The organism is Opitutus terrae PB90-1 (genome assembly GCF_000019965.1).
GTDB lineage: Bacteria > Verrucomicrobiota > Verrucomicrobiia > Opitutales > Opitutaceae > Opitutus > Opitutus terrae.
This window is the reverse complement of record NC_010571.1, coordinates 3,353,109-3,374,895: the sequence shown is the minus strand read 5'-3', so window position 1 is coordinate 3,374,895 and position 21,787 is coordinate 3,353,109. Positions and strand designations below refer to the sequence as shown.

21 protein-coding genes are annotated in these 21,787 nt (G+C 66.4%); 8 read left to right on the top strand and 13 right to left on the bottom strand.

The genetic code is table 11. The annotated features are described in order from the left end of the window. The 13 genes from OTER_RS13335 to OTER_RS13270 all read right to left on the bottom strand — a co-directional run bounded on the left by OTER_RS13335 (position 1) and on the right by OTER_RS13270 (position 12,995). Positions 1-198 (bottom strand): hypothetical protein, encoded by a 198-nt coding sequence (locus OTER_RS13335; protein ID WP_012375447.1) that lies wholly within the window; start codon positions 196-198, stop codon positions 1-3. Beyond that, a complete protein-coding gene (locus OTER_RS13330; RefSeq protein WP_012375446.1) occupies positions 195-1,613 on the bottom strand; it encodes a UDP-N-acetylmuramoyl-tripeptide--D-alanyl-D-alanine ligase in 1,419 nt (472 codons plus the stop codon). Before OTER_RS13330 ends, OTER_RS13335 begins: the two co-directional genes overlap by 4 nt. A 76-nt stretch (positions 1,614-1,689) precedes the next feature. Further along, on the bottom strand, positions 1,690-3,189 hold the full coding sequence (locus tag OTER_RS13325) for a UDP-N-acetylmuramoyl-L-alanyl-D-glutamate--2,6-diaminopimelate ligase (RefSeq protein WP_012375445.1): 1,500 nt from the start codon (positions 3,187-3,189) through the stop codon (positions 1,690-1,692). Positions 3,190-3,296: 107 nt separating this feature from the next. Beyond that, the gene (locus OTER_RS13320; RefSeq protein ID WP_012375444.1) at positions 3,297-5,264 is read right to left on the bottom strand and encodes a peptidoglycan D,D-transpeptidase FtsI family protein; all 1,968 of its coding nucleotides are present in this window, start codon (positions 5,262-5,264) and stop codon (positions 3,297-3,299) included. 5 nt (positions 5,265-5,269) lie between these two features. Beyond that, on the bottom strand, positions 5,270-5,659 hold the full coding sequence (locus OTER_RS13315; protein WP_012375443.1) for a hypothetical protein: 390 nt from the start codon (positions 5,657-5,659) through the stop codon (positions 5,270-5,272). 28 nt (positions 5,660-5,687) lie between these two features. Then, positions 5,688-6,608, bottom strand: a complete 921-nt coding sequence (gene rsmH, locus OTER_RS13310; protein ID WP_012375442.1) for a 16S rRNA (cytosine(1402)-N(4))-methyltransferase RsmH — start codon at positions 6,606-6,608, stop codon at positions 5,688-5,690. 228 nt (positions 6,609-6,836) lie between these two features. Beyond that, positions 6,837-7,289 carry a division/cell wall cluster transcriptional repressor MraZ gene (locus tag OTER_RS13300; RefSeq protein ID WP_044891768.1) on the bottom strand — a complete coding sequence of 151 codons (453 nt, stop codon included), beginning with the start codon at positions 7,287-7,289 and terminating at the stop codon, positions 6,837-6,839. Between the two features lie 246 nt (positions 7,290-7,535). Then, positions 7,536-8,084 carry a PAS domain-containing protein gene (locus tag OTER_RS13295; RefSeq protein ID WP_158305434.1) on the bottom strand — a complete coding sequence of 183 codons (549 nt, stop codon included), beginning with the start codon at positions 8,082-8,084 and terminating at the stop codon, positions 7,536-7,538. 244 nt (positions 8,085-8,328) lie between these two features. Continuing rightward, a complete protein-coding gene (locus tag OTER_RS13290; protein WP_012375439.1) occupies positions 8,329-9,372 on the bottom strand; it encodes an aldo/keto reductase in 1,044 nt (347 codons plus the stop codon). 28 nt (positions 9,373-9,400) lie between these two features. Further along, complete coding sequence (locus tag OTER_RS13285; protein ID WP_012375438.1) at positions 9,401-10,846, bottom strand: saccharopine dehydrogenase NADP-binding domain-containing protein; 1,446 nt, start codon at positions 10,844-10,846, stop codon at positions 9,401-9,403. Between the two features lie 59 nt (positions 10,847-10,905). Continuing rightward, the gene (locus OTER_RS13280) at positions 10,906-11,337 is read right to left on the bottom strand and encodes a GreA/GreB family elongation factor (protein WP_012375437.1); all 432 of its coding nucleotides are present in this window, start codon (positions 11,335-11,337) and stop codon (positions 10,906-10,908) included. 68 nt (positions 11,338-11,405) lie between these two features. Then, entirely contained in the window at positions 11,406-12,113 is a 708-nt protein-coding gene (locus OTER_RS24195) for a metallophosphoesterase family protein (RefSeq protein WP_012375436.1), read from the bottom strand. A 393-nt stretch (positions 12,114-12,506) separates the two neighbouring features. Then, positions 12,507-12,995: a hypothetical protein gene (locus tag OTER_RS13270; protein WP_012375435.1), complete on the bottom strand. Its 489-nt coding sequence runs from the start codon at positions 12,993-12,995 to the stop codon at positions 12,507-12,509. A gap of 648 nt (positions 12,996-13,643) precedes the next feature. Between OTER_RS13270 and OTER_RS13265 the strand changes: the two genes are divergently transcribed. The 8 genes from OTER_RS13265 (at position 13,644) to OTER_RS13230 (ending at position 21,761) form a co-directional block, all read left to right on the top strand. Continuing rightward, positions 13,644-14,705 carry an aldo/keto reductase gene (locus tag OTER_RS13265; RefSeq protein ID WP_012375434.1) on the top strand — a complete coding sequence of 354 codons (1,062 nt, stop codon included), beginning with the start codon at positions 13,644-13,646 and terminating at the stop codon, positions 14,703-14,705. 25 nt (positions 14,706-14,730) lie between these two features. Further along, positions 14,731-15,126, top strand: a complete 396-nt coding sequence (hpf, locus tag OTER_RS13260; RefSeq protein WP_012375433.1) for a ribosome hibernation-promoting factor, HPF/YfiA family — start codon at positions 14,731-14,733, stop codon at positions 15,124-15,126. Between the two features lie 80 nt (positions 15,127-15,206). Continuing rightward, positions 15,207-15,482 carry a hypothetical protein gene (locus tag OTER_RS13255; RefSeq protein ID WP_012375432.1) on the top strand — a complete coding sequence of 92 codons (276 nt, stop codon included), beginning with the start codon at positions 15,207-15,209 and terminating at the stop codon, positions 15,480-15,482. Beyond that, positions 15,479-16,087 (top strand): hypothetical protein, encoded by a 609-nt coding sequence (locus tag OTER_RS13250; protein ID WP_012375431.1) that lies wholly within the window; start codon positions 15,479-15,481, stop codon positions 16,085-16,087. Before OTER_RS13255 ends, OTER_RS13250 begins: the two co-directional genes overlap by 4 nt. Before the next feature lie 529 nt (positions 16,088-16,616). Then, the gene (locus OTER_RS13245) at positions 16,617-16,862 is read left to right on the top strand and encodes a hypothetical protein (RefSeq protein WP_148218114.1); all 246 of its coding nucleotides are present in this window, start codon (positions 16,617-16,619) and stop codon (positions 16,860-16,862) included. 497 nt (positions 16,863-17,359) lie between these two features. Beyond that, on the top strand, positions 17,360-18,049 hold the full coding sequence (locus OTER_RS13240) for a phosphoribosyltransferase (protein ID WP_012375429.1): 690 nt from the start codon (positions 17,360-17,362) through the stop codon (positions 18,047-18,049). Positions 18,050-18,214: 165 nt separating this feature from the next. Then, positions 18,215-19,102, top strand: a complete 888-nt coding sequence (locus OTER_RS13235) for a DUF2911 domain-containing protein (protein WP_012375428.1) — start codon at positions 18,215-18,217, stop codon at positions 19,100-19,102. A gap of 139 nt (positions 19,103-19,241) precedes the next feature. Next, a complete protein-coding gene (locus OTER_RS13230; RefSeq protein ID WP_012375427.1) occupies positions 19,242-21,761 on the top strand; it encodes a PIG-L family deacetylase in 2,520 nt (839 codons plus the stop codon). The last annotated feature ends 26 nt before the right edge of the window (positions 21,762-21,787 follow it).

Below are 21,787 nucleotides of genomic sequence, written 5' to 3'. Positions count from 1 at the left end.
TCATTTCACGATGAGGATGATCATGCCCCGCGGCTGCACGTCGTCGGTCGCCCCGTTGCGATCCAGCGTCACGTCCCGCGGGTTGCCGGCGAAGCGCACGCGCGGCAATGGCGCGCGGCGCAGGGTGCGCTTGGGCTGGCGCGCCTCACTCTCCGGTGCGAAGGCGGGAATCGTCACGATATCAGGCATCGTTGTCATCGCTGGGTCTCCTCAGGTTTCGTCGCCAAAACTTTTTCGAGCGCGTAGCGCCGGCTGCCTTTCACGAATACCGCGCCGCGCCACGCGGCGACCTGCACCGCGATCGGCTCGAGCGATTCCGCCACGCGGACCTGGTCGGGAGCCGTGCCCGCTGCGAGCGCGCCCGCCCGCACCGCCGGCGCGTGTTCGCCGATCACCACCGCCTGGTCCCCGGCGCGCAGCCGCAACGCGCGACCCAGTTCGTGATGATAACCGGCCGCCTCGCGGCCGAGTTCTTCCATGCCGCCCAAGACGAACAGCCGCGGCTCCGCCGTCGGCGCCATGCCATAGAAGGCTTCGAGCGCATCCGTCATCGAGGCGGGATTGGCATTGTAGCAGTCAAGGTACAGCCAGCGACCGTTCTCCCGGCGCAACTCGCCGCGCAGCTTCGCCGGCTGCCATTGCGCGAGCCGCTGTTGGATGCTCTCGGCGGGCACGCCGAGCCACAGCGCCGCGCAGATCGCGAGCGCGGCGTTCTGCGCCATGCCATCACTGACCCGGCGGAGCGTAAACGTGAGCGGCGGCGGCGGACCGTAGGCCAGCGCCACCACCGTGTGCTCGTCGCGATGCGAGACGGTAAAGAACACCTTGTCGCGCGGCGGCTGCGCCGGCCGGATGACATCGGCGCGTTCCACGACCATCTGCTGCACGTCGAGTTCGCGAAACGCGGCGAACTCGGTGCAGTGTTTCGGGAAAATCGCGATACCCGTCGGCGGCACCGCGGCCGGTAGCACTGCCTTCTCTTTGGCCACGCCTGCGAGTCCGCCGAGTTCCTCAGTGTGCGCCGCCGCCACGAGCGTGATCAACGCCACGTCCGGCTGGATCATTTCCGCCAGGGGCGCCATTTCACCCGGCGCACTGATTCCCGCCTCCACCACGGCGAACCGGTGCACCGCCGGATCGAGCAGCGTCAACGTGAGTGGCACGCCGAGGTGATTGTTCAGATTGCCCTCCGTCGCGAGCACCTGTCCCGCGTGCGCGTCGGAACTCGCCGCAGCAGTTTCCAGCAGCAACGCGAGCAGGTTCTTCGTCGAGGTCTTACCCGCGCTGCCGGAAATGCCGACCACGGGACCGCGAAACAGCCGGCGGTGCTCGCGCGCGATCGCCTGAAAGGCGCGGAGCGGATCGGCCACCACCAGTTGCGGCAGCGCCAGCGCCGGATCGGGCGTGCTCACCAACGCGGCACTCGCCCCCGCTGCCTCGGCCGCACCGAGGAACGCATGTCCGTCACGCTGCTCCGACTTGATGGCAACAAAAACGTCGCCGCGCCGCAGTTGCCGGCTGTCGATGGCGAAGGCCAGAAGCGACGAGACCGGCTGCGCCGTCCATCGACCGCCGGTCCACGAAGCAAGTTGAGCTGGAGAAAAGCTGGGCATTTTTCGCGCCACGGCCGTCGGTCGTGGTTCGCGGGGAGAGTTCAGCCGGTGGAAGGCGGCAGTCCGGACTGCGCGCTCACCCTCTGGCCTCCTTCAGGTTCTTGATCCCGATCAGCTCGCGCACGACCTGGCGGTCGTCGAAGGGGATCACAGTGTCGGCAAATTCCTGATAACTCTCGTGCCCCTTGCCCGCGATCAGCAGGCAATCGCCGGCTTTCGCGGCATCGAGCGCGAGGCTGATCGCCCGGCGGCGGTCCTCGATCCAGGTGATTTTTTCCGGTGCCAGGACGCCGGCTTTCATGTCGTCGAAGATCTGCGGCAGCGGCTCGGCGCGCGGATTGTCGGCGGTGGCGAAGGCGAAATCGGCGAACTCCTGCACGGCCTTCACCATCAACGGTCGTTTCGTGCGATCGCGGTTGCCGCCGCAACCGAACACCACGAACAGCCGGCCCGGCGTGATCGCGCGCAGCATGCCGAGCGCGTTGCGCAACGCGTCATCGGTGTGCGCGTAGTCGACCAGCACGTTGTACGGCTGGCCCTCGTCGATCCGCTCCATGCGGCCGGGCACGCCCTTGAACGCGCGCAGCCGCGCCAGGAACACGAACGGATCGCGACCCAGGCCCCACGCGGCCGCAATCGCCGCCAGGAGGTTGCTCACGTTATAGCGACCGATCAGCGGCGACTCGATTTCCATCGTGCCGCCGGGCCAGACCAGCCGGAACGTGCTGTTGGTGAAGTTCAGGTGTACGTTCTCGGCGCGCACGTCGGCCTGCAGGTTTTCCCCGAACGTCACCAGCTTGGCTGACTGGTGTTCGCGTTTCAGGCTGGCGGCGAGCGTAACGCCGTAGGGATCGTCGAAATTGACCACCGCCACCTTGGGAGCCGCACCGGTGCCGCCGGTGAACAGCCGCTTCTTCACCTCGAAGTACGCGTCGAGCGTCTTGTGGTAGTCGAGATGATCGCGGGTGAGATTGGTGAACACCGCCGCGCCGAACTGCAGCCCGGCCACGCGCTGCTGGTCGATGCCGTGCGAGCTGACTTCCATCACCGCCTGGCGGCAGCCGGCGTCGCGCATTTGCGCCATCATGCCGTAGATGTCGAGCGATTCGGGCGTCGTGCGATACGCCGGCACCGTGCGGGCGCCCAGATCGTAGTTGATCGTGCCCAGCAGGCCCACGCGCTGGTCGCCGTTGAGGAAATGCTTCAGCAGGTGCGTGACGGTCGTCTTGCCGTTGGTGCCCGTGACGCCGATCACGGTCATGTCGCGATCGGGGAACTTGTAGTAACGCTGCGCCACGCGCGCGAGCGTCGCGCGGGCATCGGCGACCTGGATCACCGTGACCTTGCCCGGCGGGTGCGCCGGCATCTTCTGCGTCACGATCGCCACCGCGCCGCGGTTCACGGCCTCGTCGATGAACGACGCGCCGTCCGCGCGCAGACCCGGCAGCGCAAAGAAGAGGTTGCCCGGCACCACGCGGCGGCTGTCGAGCACGAGCCCGGAGATCGGGCGGTCGAGGCTGCCTTTGACGGCCACGATTTCGGCTTCACCGAAATAGTCGGAGAGTTTGGGAGCCATTTTGAAAACGCGGTTGCGGATTTGAGTCTCCTCACGCGTGCGGCCGCGCGGGCTGGCCTGCGGCGCGAAGGCGTGAATCAACGGATAGTTTTGTGAAAGATAGCCGATCACCGGCGGAGTCCCCCCATGGCAAGGTTGCTGGTGCCCGCCTCGGAATAGACGGGCCTGATATCAAGATACTGGATAAGCTGTTCACCAAGCCGCTTGAAGGAAGGCGCCGCGACCGTCCCGCCGGACGCGTACGGGCCTTTCAACGGGTTAGCGTCGTCCACAATGACGGAGATCGCAACCTGCGGCTGGCTGGCCGGAAAAAACCCGACGAACGAAGCGACGTGGTGCTGGCTGGAGTAGACGCCGTCGATCAGCTTCTGCGTCGAGCCGGTCTTGCCCGCGACTTCGAAATTCGGAATCGCGGCCTGCCGGCCCGTGCCCTCGATCACGACGCCTTGCAGCAGCCGGCGCATCGTTCGCGCGGTTTGCGTCGAGATCGCGCGGTGTTTCACGACCGGGCCGTAACGATAAACCACTTCGCCGGAGGCATCGCGGATCTCCCTGATGATTTGCGGCCGCAGCAGTTCGCCGCCGCTCGCGATCACGCCCATCGCCATGTGCATCTGCAGCGCCGTCGCGTCGACGGAGTGGCCCATCGGCATGCGGGTGATGGTGAGCCCGTCCCAGTTCGGCGATTTCGGCGAGGTCAACACGCCGTTCTCCTCGGCGCCGACGGGGAATCCCGTGCGTTCGCCGAAGCCGAAGGCGTGCGCGTAGTCGTAGAAGCGCTGCCGGCCAAGCTGGATCGCGAGCTGCGCGGCGCCGCGATTGCTCGATTTCGAGGCGATCTGAGCCACGGACAATGGCTCGGTGAAACGGTGATCCTCGCCCGGCAGGCTGCGCATCTTGCCGAGATCGTCCATCACGCTCGTGATGCTGCAGTCGAACCGGGTCTCGGGCGTGACCACGCCCTCGTTCAACGCGCCGGACAGCGCCACGATCTTGAACGTCGAGCCCGGCTCGTAGATGTCGGCGACAGCGACGTTGCGCATCACACGCTGCTGGCTTTTGGGAATCTTGCTGTAGGTGTTGAGATCGAAGGTCGGGTAGTTGGCCATCGCCCAGATGAACCCGGTGTTCGGATCGCTGATGATGATCGTGGCCTTCTGCGGATTGAGGGTCGCGGCGATGTTCGCCAGTTCCTCCTCGGCCATGTGCTGCACCGCGGTATCGATCGAGAGCACCACGGAGTAGCCGTCGGACGGCGCCACCTCGCGCGTGCGGAACTGCGCGACTTCGCGGCCCTTGCCGTCGCGCTCACCTTCCCGCCAGCCATCACGACCGCGCAGGTAGAAGTCCGCGTAGCGTTCCACGCCATCCGCGGCTTCACCGGCCTTGTTCACGTAACCGATGAGGTGCGCCGCCAGACTGTTGTGCGGATAAGTGCGGCGATAGACGCGGTTGCCATAAACCCCGCGGATATTCAGCTGCCGGATCAGCGTGTAGGTCCCTTCGCTGACGTTCTCACTCAGCTTGGCCCAGCGAATCGGCCGTTCGCCGTTCGCGTCCACCGCATCGTTCGCCTGCGACTCGGCAACGAAATCGGGTTCCTCCGCCTCCTCCTCGGTTTTCCCGGCCAGGGCGCTGAGGAACGGATTTGCCTCGGCCGCTTCGCCTTTCGCGGTCACCGGCCGCGTTTTGGTGCGAAACACCCGTTCGAGGTCGCGCAGCGGCAGACCGATCAACTCCGCCAGCTGCGGCCACTTTTTCTCGTCCTCGGGCCGCAGCGATTGCGGATCGACACCGAGGATGATCATCGACCGGCTCGTGGCCAGGATGCTCTCGCGCCGATCCAACGCGCGCTCCTGCAGGTTGCCGCGGGCGGTCGCGCGCGAGGAAACGATGTCGCCGCGGCGCGCCGGCTCGGCGATGATCTGGCGACGCGCCTTCTCGACGACGCGCACCAACTCCTCGCGATCGATCACGTGCAGGAAAACCAGCCGCACGCCGAGCGCGCAGAAACCGCCGACAATCGCCACCGCGAGCAGGACGAGGCGGTAACTGGAGGCGAAGCCCTTCGACATGGCGGTCAGCGCTGCAGCGCCAGCGGGAAGGAGACCGTTGCCGGACGATCACCGAAGAGGCCGCGGTTGCGTTTGGCGGCAAGATTGAGGACCGGATCCTGCGTCACATGGACAATCTGGTTTTGGCTGGGCGGAACGAGGCCGAGCCGCCATTCGACGTTGCGTCGCAGCAACACGTCGGGATCGCGCTCGCTTTCCGCCGCCGCGGTCGTCTCGGCCAGGTGCCGCTCGACTTCGGTGATGCGCGCCGCCAGCTGGCGCGTGGAGTTGGCCGTCACCGAGATTTGATGCCGCATCCAGACCGTGCCCAAGCCGATCGAGCCGCTGAAGCCGATCATCACGAGCGTATACACCATGAGCTGGTTGACGAAGCCGTGGGTTGAAAACGTGTTCATCTGCCGGGGTCGGATGGGGGCGGGAAGATCAGAGTCGGCGCAGCGCGCGGAGCTTGGCCGAGCGGCTGCGGGGGTTGGCGGCGAGTTCGTCGTCGGCGGGCGTGACGGGCCGACGGGTCAACGGATCGGCGAGCTTCACGCGCAGATCCTGCGGCGTAGCATCAGCGGCGCTTTCGGGTTGGCCGCACATCCGGCGGAAGAATTGCTTGGCCGGACGATCCTCGAGCGAATGGAAACTGATGACGCACAGCACGCCGCCGGGCGCGAGTTTGGCGAACGCCGCCGGCAGTGCGCGCTCGATCGCGCCGATCTCGTCGTTCACCGCGATCCGAACGCCTTGAAACGCGCGCGTCGCCGGATGGATCTTCGCCGCATGCCGGTCGCACGCGGGAATCGCCGCCGCAATCAACTCAGCGAGCGAAGCCGTCCGCGCCAGCGCGCCCGTGCCCCGCGCGTCGCGAATCGCTCGCACGATCCGCCGCCAGTGTTGTTCCTCTCCAAAATCGCGTATCGCTCGGACCAGCATTTCCTCCGTGGCGGTCTCGAGCCACTGGCTTGCCGGCACCCCACTCCGCGGATCCATGCGCATGTCCGCCGGCGCGTCGTGCCGGAACGAGAAGCCGCGCTCCGTCTCGTCGAGTTGAAACGACGAGACGCCGAAATCAAACAGCACGCCGTCGAAACCTTCGTGCGGAAGCTCCGCGAGCCGGCCGAAGTCGCGATCGATAAATTCAAACCGCTCGCCGAACGTCTCGCGCAATGCAGCCGCGCGGGGCTGCGCTGCCGGATCGCGATCGAGCGCCACGACGCGAACCTCCGCCGCCGCTTCCAGCAGCGCGCGGGTGTGTCCACCGCCGCCGAAGGTGCAATCCAGGTAGCGTCCGCGGGCGCGCGGGGCGAGAAAACCCAGCACTTCGCGGAGCAGGACAGGCTGGTGACCCGGCGTCATGGTCGCGAGCGGAGTTTCAGCAAGCGCCGCGCTCATCGGGCTGGTTCCTCGAACTGGAAGGTTGGCGGACGGCACGCAGCACGAGGCCGTCGCGCACCCGCGCGATCGGCGTCGCGTCGGTCACAACGCCTGGAGTCTCGCGCGCGGCGTTCGCGGCGCGCCGAGCGGCGGCTTTGGCGGTTTGCCGGCGGGAGCGCTTGAGGACGGAGCGAGCGTGGTGCGACATGCTCAAACCCCCAGGCGGCGCATGAGGTCGCCGAAGTTCTCGCCCGCGGTGCGCGCCTCGACTTTCTCCCAGCGCGCCGGAGCGTAGATGTTAAACTTGGTCAGCGAGCCCACGAGCACGGCATCGCGCTCGATCCCCGCGTGGGACAGCAACGCGTCTTCGAGACCGATGCGACCGGCCTTGTCGAAGGAGAACGACTGCGTCTGCGCAAAAAACCGCGCGGCGAAATCCTGACCGCCGCCGTCGCTCAACGCGATTTGCGCGATTTTCGCGTGGAGTTTCTCCACCTCAGCCGGCGGCAACACCGCGATGTAGCCGTCCGGATGCGGCGTCGCGAGAAACATGTCGCCTTCCCCGTGCGCAGTGCGCCACGCCGACGGAATCGTGAGCCGAAACTTGTCGTCGAGGGTGTGCCTGAAAAGGCCCGTGTAGAAAGCTTTGCCGGGTTGCGCCATGGGTGGGGAACCGCCAAGTGCCCCAAAGTGCCCCATTTCAACCCAATTCAACCCACCAACGTCAAGCAAAGACGGGGCGGAATCCGCGATTTGTTATTCACAATCCGGCGGTTCAGGGATCAGCCGACTCCCGAATCGGAGGGCCCGAGGCTAAATTCCACCCCCGCCGCGCTGTCGCCCCGCGTGACGCGGCGAGCCGTCAGCTGCCGTTGCGCCGCGAGGGAAGACTCCTCGCCCGCGGTAGCGTCACTCGATCGCCGTGGGAATCGGCGCAGGCACGTCGGGAGTGCGCGTGCGGAGCATCCGGTCGACTAACTCGGAGGTGGCGTCGTCAACGTCCAGCACGCCAGGCACGTCGAGCTCGCCCGGCTCTCGCGCTCCGTCCGCACGGTAGATATAACCTTCGATCGCGCACAGCGCACCGGTTTCGTCCAGCACACCCACGCCCCGGTCCACGACTTCCACGCAACCGCCGTACGCGGTCTGCAGCCGATACCCGCAGGTGAACCGCCGGCCCCGCGCCGCCGCATTAAAGATGATGCCGTCCACCCGAGCCCGGTCAGCCGGATGAATCAGGGCCCCGTAGGTAAGACTCTGGTTTTCGATGAAACGATGGGGATCGTAACCCGTGAGATCGCGGCAACGATCGCTCACAAATTCCATCGTGCGCTGCGCGTCCGGCCGGCTCCGGTAAACAAAGCCCGGCAGGTTCGCCAGCAACCGCGCCAGAGCCGCCATCACGGCTCCAGCCGGGGCTTCTCCGCTGAAGGGATTCTGGAACGATCTCGTGTTCATGATGCTGCTTCCTCCCTCGCGCGCTGGAATGCCGCCGCCGCTCGTCCGGACCCGCGAGCGTCGCGCGAACCGGCGCTGTAATGCTGGCACCAGGAACGTTCGTGATGGAGCCGCTGCGTGGCGTCGTGACGGTGACACCAGACCCACTCGGCATAGGGCGAGCGCAACCGCTCCGCATGCCGGCATTCCGGACCGCAACGCATCGCCGCGCCGCCGCGACGACCTGGAGATGGAATCGAAATCATCACACCTGTCCTTTCACCAGCGCCCCGTGCCCGAGGCGGCCAGTCTCACCGAAGCGGACGCGCTCGGATATTTCATCTCTCGATCGTCCCGCGCCGTCGCCTGAAGGTTCCGTCGCAGCCTCCAATCGGTGCCGGTCCTCAGACGAGAGCGTCAAGCCGGTCGCCCCGATCAGCTCGCGCAGTTGTAGCACATCGCGCGCGCTGATTAGCACAGCGTCGACGCGCGGCTGACCCAGGACCCAGGCCAGCGCGATCTGCGCCGGCGAACCGCAGTGGGCCGTTGCGACCGCGGACAGGGTTGACCAACCGCGACCAGCCGCTTGCGCCGCCGCCGGATCATCGTAGGTGCGACAGCGGAACGAGCCGATCCGCGGCGGCGGCGTCGAGACCAGATAGCCGCCGGCGAGCGGCGAACGCGCGATGAAGCCGAGCCCGTGCTCGCGGCACAGCGGCGCGGCGTCCATTTCGTAGCGCGCACGATAGACGAGCGAGTAGTCGAGTTGCACGCCATCGAGTGCGGTCGGCCGCGCGCCGCAGGCTTGCGCCAGATGCTCGACCGGGAAATGCGCTGCCACCACGTGACGTACCACGCCGCGCCGGACGAGCGCGTCCAAGCAGGCCATGCTCTCTTCCAGCGGCAACAGATCACTCGTCCACTCGACGAGCAGAAGGTCGAGATGGGCGAGGCCCATCCGGCGCAGCGAATCATGCACGCAGTCCAGCATCGCCTGCTGATACGCTTTCACTCCGCCCACGACCGGCTTCGCCACCGCGATCCGCGTGCCGATGATCAGCTCGCTCCGCGGCACGCTCCGCGCTCTCATCCAGCGACCCAGGAACTCCTCGGGCCAGCCGAGCAGCCCGTCGCCGAGGCTCGCGCCGGGGCACTGTCCGCTGGTCTGAATCAGGTTGCCGCCCGCCGCGCGAAACGCGTCCAGGATCGCAAAGCTTTCCTGCTGGTTCGCGTAACGCGCGAAGGTCGACGTGCCGAGACAAAGTTCGGAAACAGTGAGGGAGGTTTCTCCGAATTGGGAAGTTCGCATGGGGATCAGCTCAGGCCGGCGGCGCCGGCTAGGGTTTGAAGATGAAGTTTTGAAACTGCCAGGGATCCGATCGGTCGACCGTGCTGGCGGGACCGTCGGTGAAATATTCGCGGTGCCGGCTGAGCGGCGTCCAATCGGACCGAACCGACACGAACTGCCCCAGATACGGGCGGGCGGTATCGAGAATCTCGCGATGCGGGAGGTCCTCGGGCAGCCGGAGGCCCGCGCGGGGATTGCGCAGCGCCCACAACGTACCCGCGAGCACGCCGCTCGCGACCTGCAACGCCGTCGCATTGCAGCCGGGCACTTTCTTCCGGGCCTCGTCGATCGAGAGAATGCTCCCGATCCACCAGGCGCCGAATGGGTGCCCCATGATCAATGCGCCCACGACGTCCGTCCCCGCCACGATCTCGTCGGTCGGAATCCGCGTCTTGGGGTGCAGCTCGTAGTTGCGGGCGCGCAGCTCGTGCAATGAGACGAGGCTGTCCGCACAGGGCATGTACGAGTAGTTGACTGTCGGCCGATAAACCGGCCGGCCGTTCTTGTACACCGTCAGCGCGTGCGACAATCCGAACGATTCGCCGTGCGCCATCAGCATTCCGACGATCTCCTGGTTCGGCACCCACGAGCGCACCCAGGTGTTGAGGCCCATGTGCGGCAGGATGATCTGATTGCGTGGTCCGACTTCCGGCTGCAGCGCCGCGGGCGGCAGCTGCTTTTCGTGCGTCCCCCAGCCGAGCTCCGAAGGCGAGATGGATTCCTCCCACATCGCGTCGGGGCTCCATGTCGACACGAACTCGTCCGGCGACTTCGCCACGTTCGAGCGCTGGGTGTCCCACTCGCTGCAGTGAATCGTTTTGACGCCGAGCGTGCGGGCCAACTCGGCGAAATTCCCCGCCTGGCTCGCCTGCCGCAATCGTCGCACGATCGGGCCGGGAACTTTCTTTTCCTCGACCACGGCCGCCGCGATGTCGAGCAGCCCGGCTTTGACGAACGGCGAGATCAATCCGGGATTCGCCCCCTGATCGACGAGCGCCGTCGTCGCACCGCGCCACGCTTCGCGCAACGGCAGCAGTTTCGCGTAACGGGCGTAGAGCGACTTCTCGAATGGCGTCTTGCGCTGCATCTCCTCACCGGGATCCCACGACTCGAGCGAGGCGTTGACGTAGACGACCTCGTTCTCGTGCGCCCAGCGCGCGATGTCGAAGAAGTCGATGCTCCAGGCCAGATCGACGATCAGATCGCCGCGGCCGGCATGCGATGACAACAGCCGCGCCAAGCTGAACGGGGTGACCCGTTCATGGATAAACTTCAGGCCTTTCGCGATCCACGGCTGGAGCGCGGCTTCCCGATTCGCGAAGTCGATGACGACGATACGAGCCGGCGCGACGCGCAGATGCTTGATCAAGAGCGGAAGCAGCGCGCGCGCGACGACGCCAAAACCAATGAGGACAATGCGATTCTTGAATTCCATGGCTGGAGGGATGGGTTCGTGGGGGCAAGCCGCAGGGCGCGATCGCCCTGCGGCGGGGTCTACGAGGCGCTGGGTAGCGCCAACGGCAGCGTCAGTCCGACCGGCGTGGCCGGTTCGGCGGGCGGACTCACCCGGCCGATGCGGAGTCGCCGGGTTCCGCCCGGCGTGGACCACGCCACCTCCGCGCCCTGCAGGCAGCCGATGACCGCCGTTCCGATCGGGGCGAGCACCGAGAGCTTGCGCGCGTCGACGTTGGCCTGCTCGGGCAGCACCAGCGTGTAGGTTTCGATCTCGCCGGATTCAAGATCCTCGATTTCGACGGTCGAGCCGAGCCGGATCGCGGTCGGCGGCAGCGCGGTCGCGTCGACCACGACGCCGCGGCTCAATTCGCTCCGGAGCTGGCTCGGCGTACCGGGCCGGCTGGTGGCCGTGGCCAGGAGGCTGAGCTTGGTGTAATCTTCGATGGAGAAGTAGAGGGGACTGGTATTCATGCTTTTGTTATGTTTGGGTTTCGAGAGGGAGGTTAGTGGTTGGAGGGTCGATGGAGGGGTTGAGCGGCTCACCCGGGGACGGCCGCCGCGGGCGTCGCGAGCTCCCGGGCGGTTGGCCCGGCGACGGTTTCCGCCACGCGGCAGCCCATCACGCCGCGGGCATGCATTTGTTCCGTATCGATCAGGATGTGGTTCGGAACCAGCGCATCGGCGGTATGCCCAGGATTCAGATACAGCGTCCCGCCGGAGCGGGCGCACCAATGCGTCGGATCGTGGACGTGGCCCGAGCAGACGATCTGCGGAGCGAAACGCGCAACGCGCGCGGCGAGTTCCGGGTCGCCGCCGTCGCGGCCACCGATCCGCCGGCCGGTCAGCACGCCGATGGGTGGAGCGTGCACGACCCAGACGTCGGCTTCGCCGCCCTTCGGCCGCGTGGCGCAGCCGATGCTGAGGAAGCGGAGCCCGCCGATCGTACCGGCCTGGCCATCAATCCAGCGCGTGGGACCGGCCAGATCGCGCAGCCACAATGCCGGCCGCCAGCGCTCGAGGGCGCTGTCCCATTCCAGATCGTGATTCCCGCTGCACACGCACATCGGCGTGCCGATGCTCTGCGCCCAATCGCTGACCCAGGCGGCCTGCCGGGCTGCCGGCGTTGCGTTTGCCAGATCAAGCAAGTCGCCGGAAAGTACCAGCACGTCGTGCGCCGGCGCGCGGTCCGATAGCCAGTCATACCAGCGCTGGTTGAAGTGAAGATCGGTGACGTGAAGGATGATCATGACGAAGGGAGTGGACGAAGGAGTGGAAAGTGGAAGGAGTGGGAGGATTCGCGCTCGCGGCTTCGCCCGGGCGGCGCAATGGGATCGAGGTTCGTCGAGAACGGGCGCCGACAGCGGCGGTGCGCCGGGGGCCGAGATCGGCTGCAGGCCAGCGCCGGGCAGCTCTTCGCTGCCCGCACTCGGCCGCGAGCCGCGGCTCAGCGTAGCTGAGTCACTGGGCTCCCGCGCGGACTCGCGGGCGGGCTATCCGGGACAGTCGTGAATGACCGACCGCTTGGCCCGTGCCGCTCCGTCCCCGACGTGCCGCCCGCCGCGGGCGCGGCACGCACAGGACGAAAAGCTGAAGACGTAAATGCGTCTGAGCATGGCGACAGAGGGGCGTGCGCCGGCGCGCTAGGCGGTCTGCAATTCGGCGCGGCCGGGCCCAAATTGCGGTTCGAGCGCCGCTGGTTCGGCCAGAGCGGCATCCGCGGCGAGAGCCTCCGGGCCAGGCTCGTGCGCCACGGCCGTGCCGACGCGGCGAACCAGGATGCGCCGGGAACGGTCCATCTCCGCCCACCAGACTTCGTTGCCCACGCAGCAGCCGATCACCGCGGCACCAAAACGAGAGAGCACCGGGATTCCGTGCGCCGTCGTCGCCTCCTCGTCCGGCAGGCACAGGCAGCCGGTGTGGATCACGCCGTTGTCGAGATCCTCATATTCGAAAGCGACGCCCAGCCGGATCGCTTCCGGCCAGTCGGCCGAGAGCGGCAGAATGGCCGCGCGGTCCAGTCCGCGGCGCAACAGTTCGCGCTCGCGTTGACGCGTATCGGTGTAGGGACTGAGCAAAAGGAGCAGGCGCAGCCGGGCGTTGTCCTCAGTGGTGATGTAAATGGTATCCATGGGGGTTGATGGGGTTCGAGGCCGGACAGGCGGGTGCCGGGTGGATGCCGACCGCGTCGTGGCGGTCTGGACGATCAGGGGAAAGACGGGGTAAACCGACGGTTGCGCCCAGGCGCAGCGCACGCGTTAGCGTGACGTATTCGAAAAACCGGGATCCGGAGCTGGCTCTATCGCGGACAAGGCCCGCGTCGCTTCAGCTCAGGCCCGGGTTAGCCAAGGAAGATCCACGCGACTCCCGTCCGTACCGCGTGGAGCGGTCGGATGCAGCAAGCAAATTGGAGGGTGCGGCGGATCATGGATCTTTAGATCCGTGTCTTTCGCACCGATGTCAAATTTTTTCTGCAAAAAAACTTGACAGAACAAAATCGTCACGCATTGGTCCCCGCGGCTGCTGAACCCAATGAAGTTTTTCCCCACAGCCTCCCGACAATTACTCCATGTAGTTGTCATCTTCCCGGCCTTGCCGGCGCGGTGAGTCAGACGAGCTAGGGATGTAGATCCGGCTCGCCGCTCACCAGCGCCGGCGCGCCGCGGATACGGTTTCCGCACCAGCGGACGAGCCCTTCGGGCGCCGTCGACGCTGTTGGTCACCTACCCTCCTGACGGGCTTTGGTCCGTCATGTCCCAACCCTTAGCTCGTGACTTACTATGAAGCAACGCTCCTTCGGTTGCACCGGCGCCCAGCTGCCCGAGTTCTGCCTCGGCACCATGAACTTCGGCTGGCGTATTGGTGAATCCACTTCACTCGCCGTCCTCGACGCCTACCATGCCGCGGGCGGCAACTTCATCCAGGCGCTCGCGCCCAATCCCGGCGTCGACGACGGTCCCGCCTCGGTCGCCGCCTCCGAAGCCGTGGTCGGCCGCTGGTGGCGCGCGCGCGGTCACGCGCGCTCGGCGCTGGTTCTGGCCACGCGCATCAGCCTGCGCGAAGCGCGGGACCTCACCGAGGAGGACCTCGCGAAGCAGCTGCAGCGTAGCATCGACGACTCGCTCGCGCGCTTCCAGACGGACTATCTGGATTTGCTCGTCTGCGAGTGGGCCGGGCCACAGCGGATCGCGCCTGCGATTCGCGCCGTGCTGGACCAGTCGGTGCGCACGGGCCGCCTGCGCTACCTCGCGTTCGCCGAACTTCCGGCGTGGCGGCTCGTCAACGAAATCCACGCTGGCTATCGCGCCAACCACTGCCGGATCGACGCCCTCCAGGCCGACTATTCGCTGCTCGCCCGAGCCCGCGTCGAAACCGAACTCGGCGGGGCGTGCGAGACGTACCGGCTGGGGCTGATCGCCCGCTCCCCGCTGGCCGGAGGCCTGCTGGCGAAGCGCGAGGGCAGTTCGCTCGCGTTGGGCACGTCCCGGCTCCGTTGGCTCGTCGAGCGTTACGGGTTCGACTGCGGCGCAAAGGTCGTGCGGACGGTGAACCAGCTCGCCCACGAACACGACCGCACGCCCGCGCAAATCGCGCTGGCGTGGGTGCTCCACCACCCGCACGTCACCTCGGCGCTGATTGGCGCCAATTCGGTTGCGCTGCTGCGCGAAATCGTCGCTGCGGGCGAGTTGTCGCTCAGCGCCTCGGACCTCGAACGGCTCGATCGCGCCTCCACCGTGCAGCGCACGCATCTGCCACTGCGCGACGCAACCGTCGACCCGAGCTCCACCTCCCCCACCGCGACGACGGAAGTCGCTCGCGAAAACGAACTCCTGACCGTCTAGCCCCCTAACGAAAGGCCCCCAAAAAATGAAACACACCACAGCTCGTGAACTCGAGACCAAGCTCGTTATCCGCGGCATCCGCCTGTGGCTCACCGATGCGTTGAGATCCACCATCGAAACCAAGGCCGAGCGGCTCTTCCGCCATGAACCGCGCATCATTCGCGTGCGTGTCGACCTGGACCGCGAGCACCGCAACGGCGTTGCTTTGTTCGTCGCCAAGGGACGGATCGAACTGCACGGGCCGGATCTGCTGGCGTCCGTGGTCTCGAACGACGCCTACAAATCCATCGACTGGCTGATCGACCGCCTCGACCGGATGCTCCGCCGACGGGCCACGGTTCGGATGCGGCAGCGCGCCATGGATGATATCCGCGCGTATCGCGATCGCACGACGGTGTCGCCGCGCCTGGTCGCTTCCTGAGACGCCGCGGGAGATGCGGCGCCGCCGCCCGTCGTCCGACCGCCCGTGCCTCCAGTACCAACCTCCAACCTCCTTCTGCCATGGAAACACTTGCCATCACTCATCACCGTCACGGCGATCGCACCCGCGTTCTCGTCGTGAACCAATTCGAAACCGCCGCCGCGCGCACCCGACGGCGCCGTAGCCGCCCCGCGCGCGCCTCCTGGTCCGGCGCCGTCGTGATCGGCTGCAGCACGGCCAGTGACGTCCAGTGGCAGGCCTCGGTCTCCGACCGCGGTATCAGCGTCCGCCGGCCGGAACCGGCCGGGGACGTCTGCCGCCATCCCGCCATCGTCCACGCGGAGGACCTCGCATGAGCACGACGCCGGTTCCCAATGCGCGCGCGCACACCGCGCGCCCCGCGAAGAAAAACGACTACTCCTTCCCGCGTGCGGCCAAGCCCGCCGCGCAGATTCCGCCGTTCGTGCTCCTCACGAACGACAATGTCGAATCCGTGCACCGCGAACTGCGACTGCAGGGCGAGGCGCTCTGGTACACGCATCACGGCTATCGCGGTCTGTTCGGCGGCATCTGGCGGACCGGGCGAACGTTTTTCACGCCGAAACTGGGCGTCTGCCTGGGCCCCGAAGTGTTCTATCCCGTCGGGGCCAACGATCGCGAAGCCCTCGGCGCGTTCGGTCACTCCCGCGCGAGCGTGCTCGCGCGGGAAGCGCGGGTGGCCCGGGCCGCACGCGAATTCGTGCAACCGATCGCCCGCGAACTGCGCGGCGACGCTTTCCTCGAGCTCGCGGATCGCCACGCCGACCGTCACGTGCTGCATGTCTTTCTGCCCATCTCGGCGGTTCAGGAGCGATTCACTCCTCGCGAGTGGTTCCTGTTCTGGCGACAGCAGAACGCCCAGTTTCACATCGAGTATGCGAAGCTGCATTGCCGTGAACTGATCGTGGGCTCGTGCGCCTGAGCGTCGGCCTCGGGGACCGCGCGGACTCACCTCGGCGCGGCCCCTCGGCACGCGCACGTGAGTTCGAGCCAGCGCTGATCGCGTCGTCTCGCGACGCGCCAGAGTACACCTTTCACAAATTCGATATTCCGCGAAACCTTGAACGAGTCTCGGAGCAGCGGACTGCCCTCCTACGACGTGTTCATCACGAAAAACGCGCCCCATGGTCGAGCGACGTCCGCTCTGATCTCATCACCCCGGGGCCCTCGCGCCGCGGCCTGTAGCAACGATGTTCAATCACCTTCCCCTTTCAGTCGCCTTTGGCGCGCTGCTTCGCGCGGCCTGCCCTGGCGCACGCCGGTCGTACTCCTCCCCCGATCTTCGCGATTCGTTTCGGTCGCGGGCGGGTGCATGAAGGACGCGCCGACCGGTCGACAACCGCACTGATCCGGCCACCGCCCCGGCGGGGCCTTTTATCCAAACCGCGTCCGCGGCTCGCGGGCGTCTCGCTTCTCTTGGGTCGACGAAACCGCCCCACCTTGGAAACAAAATGAATCAAGCTCCCAAATCTGTTCTCAGTAATAATAATCTTCGTCGCATGCATGGCTGGGCCTCCGGTGTGTATCCTGCCAACTGGCGCGACCGCTGCGCCGTGGTCACGGAATACCTGAACCAACTGGACGACGACACGGCCGCCGATCTGATCAAGAAGGGCTGGCCGGAAGCATTCCTGGCCGCCGAACGCGACTGGCCGGAAGCCTTCGCGATCTGGAAAACCGAGTTGGTGGAAAGCTAGCTAGCCGCGACAAGGTCGCTCCGCCGCAGGCGGACGGAAATTTCGGACTCAGATTCACTCCTGTTCATGAAATTTCCGGGCTAACGCTCGACGTCCTGCCCCGTCTTTCGGGGCAGGACCTTTTGCGCGTCGCCCCCGCTAAAGAGCTGGTCGAAGAGCGCTTCAGCGAGGAGGAACTGCGGGTGCCGTGCCGCGACTGGTTTTCCGCGGACCGCCCCTCTGCCTCCACTCCCGCGCGCATCGCGGCGAAATCACTTGCCTCCGCGCGAATTGAGCTAGCTTTACGCTGCCGCCGATCCGGATCGAGTCAGCCGATGCCCCCCGGTCGGAGGCGCGCCAGTGAATTCGCACCCCTGGAGGACGGTATGCCTTCAGCGATTTCCACCCCGCGCGAAACACGGGACGCCGGCGGTCTGCAGTCGCGCGGCGCGACGGCGAACGAAGTCCGAGATCAGCTCGGCCCGCCGTGCCGTCGGCGAAGAAAGGAGATGTGCACGATGAAAACCATCCAGGAAACTCAGCGATATCGCGATCGCACCGAGGCCGGACAGCTGCTCGCGCCTCATGTGCGCGAACGTTTGGGGACGGAATCCGCCGTCGTGCTCGCGCTCGTGCGCGGCGGCGTGCCGGTCGCGTGCGAGTTGGCGCGACAGCTCGATGCGCCGCTCGACGTAGTCATCGTCCGCAAACTCGGCGCGCCGAGTCTGCCGGGCCGGGCACTGGGCGCGATCGCGTCCGACGGAGCCGAGGTTCTCGACGAACCGCTCATCGACCAGATGGGGCTCTCGCGCTTTCATGTCGCTGCCGTCGCCGACCGCGCGCTCGCTGAACTGCGACGCTGCGAGGAGCTTTATCAACTGGCGGAGCCGTTGGACCTGCGCGGGCGAACGGTCGTACTGGCCGATGACGGGCTGGCGACCGGGGCCACGATGCGTGCGGCCATTCACGCGGTGCGTGCACGGGGCGCCCGCCGGCTGCTCGTCGCCGTGCCCGCCGGAGATGCGCAATCCTGCGAACGCATCGCGCACGAGGTGGACGCAGTGATCTGTCCCTTCCGCCCCGATCCGTTCTATTCGGTTTCGCTCTGGTACGAGGACTATCGCCCGCTGACCGATGACGAAGTTCGCAGTCAGCTCGCGGCCGCCACGGCAATCGGGACCGCGATGGAGCGACACACGCGGATGTAGCGCCGCCGGCGCTCGGGAGGAGACAGATCGCGCCGTTCGTCCCGACGATACGACCGCTCGTCGATCCGTGCTGGAGGGCGGGCGGGAGAGTCGGTGTTGTGCGGCGTGTTTGTCTTTTTCCGTCGGGTGCTTACATCCCTCCGTTCTCAATCCATCCCAACATCCATGCCCTCCACCCTGGTTCGTTCCCTCGCCTCACTCCTCCTGCTCCTCGTAGCCGTCACGGGTCTCCGCGCGCAAGACGCCCAACCGCCCAAGATTGATTTCCCCGCTCCAAGTCCGGCGGCGACGCTGAAACAGCGCGTCGGCCTGACCGACATCGAGGTCAACTACTCCCGTCCGGGCGTGAAGGACCGCCAGATCTTCGGCGGGCTCGTGCCTTACAATCAAGTGTGGCGCACGGGTGCCAATGCCGCCACGAAGATCAAGTTCAGCACGGCGGTAAAGCTGAACGGCACGCCGGTCGCCGCCGGCACCTACGAACTCTTCTCCATTCCGAATCCCAACGAGTGGACGATCATCGTCCACAAGGACTCGTCCGACTGGGGTGCCTATCGTTATGACCCGAAAAACGACGTCGTTCGCTTCGCCGCGAAGACAATCGCGCTGCCAAACCTGATCGAGACCTTTGCCATTGGCGTATCCGATATCCGCGACGAGAGCGCGATCCTTTACCTCGCCTGGGAAAAGACCCGCGTGCCGATCAAGGTCGAGGTGGATGTCACCAGCGTGGTGCTCCCGCAGATCGAAGCGGTCATGGCGTCGAGCGCGGAGAAGAAGCCGTATTTCCAAGCGGCGATGTTCTACCTCGACCGCGACCACGATCTCGCCAAAGCCGCCGAATGGATGGATGCCGCGGCCACCGCGCAGCCCGACGGCTTCTATATCTACTACCATCGAGCGCGCCTGCTCGCCAAACTGGGCAAAAAGGACGAGGCCATCGCCAGTGCGCAAAAATCCATCGAGATCGCACAAAAGGTCGGCGGACCGGCCAAGGACGAGTATCTCCGGCTCAACGAAGCGCTGCTGAACAAGCTGAAGTTGCAGTTCTAGTCCCCGCGGACTGAGAAAACTTGCAGGGCGGGTCACCACGGCCCGCCCTCTTTGCAGACGCAGGCTGGATTGACGCACCCGTGGTGAAACTCTTCCGGCCTTGGTTCGTCTGCCGAACCACACTCCCTTCCGATTCGCGATGATTCCCCTCCTGGCGTCCGTGCCGCGTAGTTTCCATACCTTCAGTTGGCGCAGGACCGCCGGCGTCGCAGGGCTCCTAGCGCTGGCGTCGCTTCCGCGGCTGTGCGCCACGGAGCCGGTGACCGCGTCGACGCTGCTGCAGGAGCTGCGTTCGTTCCGCGAACTCCGCAGCGTGCTGTACGTCGCGGCCCACCCGGACGACGAGAACAACCGGCTGCTCCCCTACCTCGCGCGCGGCCGCGCGCTCCGCACCGGCTATCTCTCGCTCACCCGCGGCGACGGCGGCCAAAACCTGATCGGCAGCGAACTGGGCGAACAACTCGGCGTCATCCGCACCCACGAACTGATCGCCGCGCGGCGGGTCGATGGCGGCGAGCAATATTTCTCCCGCGCGCGCGATTTCGGGTTCTCCAAGGATTCCGCCGACACGCTGCAACGTTGGGACCGCCAGCAGGTCGTCGCCGACATCGTGCACGTCATCCGCGAATTTCGGCCGGATATCGTGGTGACACGTTTCTCCCCCGTTCCGGGCGGCACGCACGGCCACCACACCGCGTCGGCCATCCTCGCGCTCGAGGCGTTCAAGCTCGCCGGCGATCCCAATGCCTTTCACGACGAACTCGGCGGCCTGCCGCCGTGGCAGCCCAAACGCATGCTCTGGAACAGCTGGACTCCGCCCGGCTCAACGGCGCCCACCGCCGCGAACACGCTCCAGCTCGACTGCGGCGGCTATGATCCGTTGCTCGGCGAATCCTTCGGCGAGATCGGCGCGCGCGGTCGCTCAATGCACAAGAGCCAGGGCGAAGGTCGCACCGGCACGCGCGGTCCGGCGCCGGAAAACTTCACGCTGCTCGCCGGCGAGCCCGCCACGCACGACATCCTCGACGGCGTGGACGGGACGTGGGCCCGCATACCGGGCGGCGCGGCCCTCGCACCTTTGATCGACGAGTTGATCGCGCATTTCGATCCCTACGAACCGGCGAAAAGCGTGCCCGCGATTCTCGACATCCGGCGGCAGCTCGCCGACCTCGCGTCGGATCCGCTCGTCGAGCTTAAGCGTGCACAGCTCGATCATATTCTCCAAACCTGCCTCGGGCTGTTTGTGGAAACCGTCGTGGCCGACGCACAGGTCGTGCCCGGCGAGGAGCTCAAGCTGCGGCACACGGCCGTGCTACGGTCGAGTGTCCCTGTGCAATGGCTCGGCGTCCGTTATCCCTCGCTCGGCAGCGACGCGTCCGGCGAGTCAATCGCCCTCGGCGAAAACCAGCCGATCAACCGCAGCGGCGCGCCCACGCTCCCTGCGGACACGCCCGTGAGCCAGCCCTACTGGCTGCGTGCGCCTGGCCCGGAAGGCATGTTTGTGGTCGAAGACCACGCCTTGATTGGCCGGGCGGAAAATCCGCCGGTGTTTCCCATCGAGCATCGCTTTACGGTCGGTGGACAGACTTTGGTGATCTCCGACGAGCCCGTGCAGGTCATCAACGATCCCGTCCGTGGCGAGATTCGTCGGCGGCTGGATGTGATTCCGCCGGTCTCGCTCGGCTGGCCGCAATCGCTCGAACTCTTCTCGCCCGGTACGACCAAATCCGTCCTCGTCGAAATCACCGCCGCGCGACCGAACGCGAGCGGCACGCTGGAGCTGTCCGCACCCGACGGCTGGCGCGCGACGCCCGCAAGCCAGTCCTTCTCGATCGCGCGGGCCGGCGATCAGGCGCGGTTTACGTTTGAAGTGACCGCCCCAGATCATGCGGCGACCGGATTTTTGCGCGCGGCGGCAACGGTCGCGGGGAAGCGTTACGATCACGCCCGCATAGAAATTCGCTACGACCACATTCCGGCGCAGCTGCTGCAGCCGCCAGCCGAGCTCAAGGCCGTGAGCCTCGAACTCGCCACGCGCGGCCACCAGATCGGCTATTTGCCCGGCGCCGGCGATCTCGTGGGCGAAAGCCTCAGCCGGATGGGCTATGCGGTCACGACGTTGTCCAACGGTGCCCTCGCGCCGGAGAACCTGCGCCGCTTTGATGCGATCGTGATCGGCGTGCGCGCGTTCAACACCCGGAGCGACCTAGACAGCCGCATGCCCGCGCTCTTCGACTACGTTGAGCAGGGCGGCACGTTGATCGTGCAATACAACACCGCCTACGGCCTGCAAAGCACGCGCTTCGCGCCCTACGCGCTCGAGCTATCGCGTGACCGTGTGACCGACGCCAAGGCCGCGGTGACGCTGCTCGAGCCGGAGCATCCGGTCTTCGCCACCCCCAATCGCATCACGCCCGCCGACTTCGCCGGCTGGGTACAGGAGCGCGCGCGGTTTGTCCCGCGCTCGTGGGGCCCGGAGTTCACGCCGCTTGTCTCGATGAGCGATCCGGGCGAGCCGCCACTGCGCGGCACGTTGCTGGTGGCGCGGCACGGCCGGGGCCATGTCGTCTACAGCAGTTTGTCCTGGTTCCGCGAACTGCCCGCCGGCGTGCCGGGCGCGTATCGGTTGTTCGCCAATCTCGTCTCGCTCGGGAAATAACTTTCTCATCTGCTGCTACGCCGGCG